This window comes from Microcystis sp. LE19-131.1A (assembly GCF_027532015.1).
Taxonomy (GTDB): domain Bacteria; phylum Cyanobacteriota; class Cyanobacteriia; order Cyanobacteriales; family Microcystaceae; genus Microcystis; species Microcystis ichthyoblabe_A.
Window position 1 is genome coordinate 1 of the sequence record NZ_JAPZSS010000027.1, and the last position, 1,302, is coordinate 1,302.

At 38.9% G+C, this 1,302-nt stretch carries 2 pseudogenes; one reads left to right on the forward strand and one right to left on the reverse strand.

The window, feature by feature from the left end:
- Positions 1 to 132: pseudogene (locus tag O9323_RS02365) on the forward strand (IS630-like element ISMae24 family transposase); the annotation flags it as partial.
- A gap of 6 nt (positions 133 to 138) precedes the next feature.
- Here the strand turns inward: O9323_RS02365 and cysT are convergent.
- Positions 139 to 798: pseudogene (cysT, locus tag O9323_RS02370) on the reverse strand (sulfate ABC transporter permease subunit CysT); the annotation flags it as partial.
- Positions 799 to 1,302 lie beyond the last annotated feature (504 nt).

A 1,302-nucleotide genomic window follows, 5' to 3' on the forward strand; every position in this document is an offset into this window, starting at 1 on the left:
GAAATATTATGGAGATTTTTAAAATATGAATGGATTGAATTTAGCGCCTATAAAGACCGAAAGAGCCTCCTCGCTTACGTTAAAAAAGTGCTGGACAATTTTGGAGGCGAGTATGTAATTAATTTTGCCTAGGTACTTAACTACAGAACCATATTCACCGATCGCTCTGGCAAAACCGAGGGCAACTCCTGTTAAAATAGCGGGCAGTATTGTGGGAAAAATCACTCGCCAAAAGATTTGCCAAGAGGAAGCTCCGAGGGATAAAGCTGCTTCTTCTACTTCTTTTTCCATTTCCTGTAAAACCGGCTGTAGGGTGCGGACAATGAAGGGTAAAGCGATAAATAACATCGCCACAAAAACCCCTAAAATGGTAAAGGATATCTTAATACCAAAGGGGGCAAAAAATTGACCGATCCAACCGTTATCACTATAAACTGTGGCGAGGACTAAACCAGCAACAGAAGTGGGTAAAGCAAAGGGCAAATCTACACAAGCATCGACAATTTTTTTCCCAGGAAATCGATAACGCACTAATACCCAAGCGATAATAGTGCCAAAAACTCCGTCAATTAGTCCAGCGATTAAGGAAGTAAAAAAAGTGACTTGGTAGGCGGATAAAGAAATCGGTAAAGTGGCAATGCGCCAAAATTCGGCAAAACCAAGAGTTAGGGATTTAGCAAATAGTGCCGCTGCTGGTAAAACCAACAAAACCACTAGATAACTAATGGTAATTACCCAAGGAATAGAAACTTTTTTCAGGGGTTGACTGGGAGATAAAGATAATTGTGGGTTAGCCATTGTTAATTATTGCTAAGTAAGTAGTTCCAATTAAATAGAAGATAAATTTTGCCTTTGATCCCCCCTGCCCCCCTTGATACTATCCATTAGTCACATCTTTCTTAACATAAAATTTGACAAAAAGAGAAAAGTGTGCAAGATGGCTCAAGGGAGTTCTATGGCGGAACTAAGTAGCTGGTTATAATTAGGGTTTGCGGCAAAAAGTACGGGCGAAGCATTCGGATAGAAAATCTGATGAAGACGCAAGGTTTGGAAGCACGATTCTCTCAAAATCTTGCAGCTGTTTCGCGAGAAAAACCACAAAACCCTTACCTTGCCTAGATTTCACATTTATTCAGCAAGTCCTAATTAAATTAAAGATAGATTAGACCTCCTGCAAAAATAGGAACTGATTATGTACAATAAAGTAAAACACTCAGAAAAACCATGACTTACGAAAAAGTAAAAAATTTGAATCCAGAAGAGTTTAAACGCTTTTGTGGAGTATATCCTGAAACATTTAAG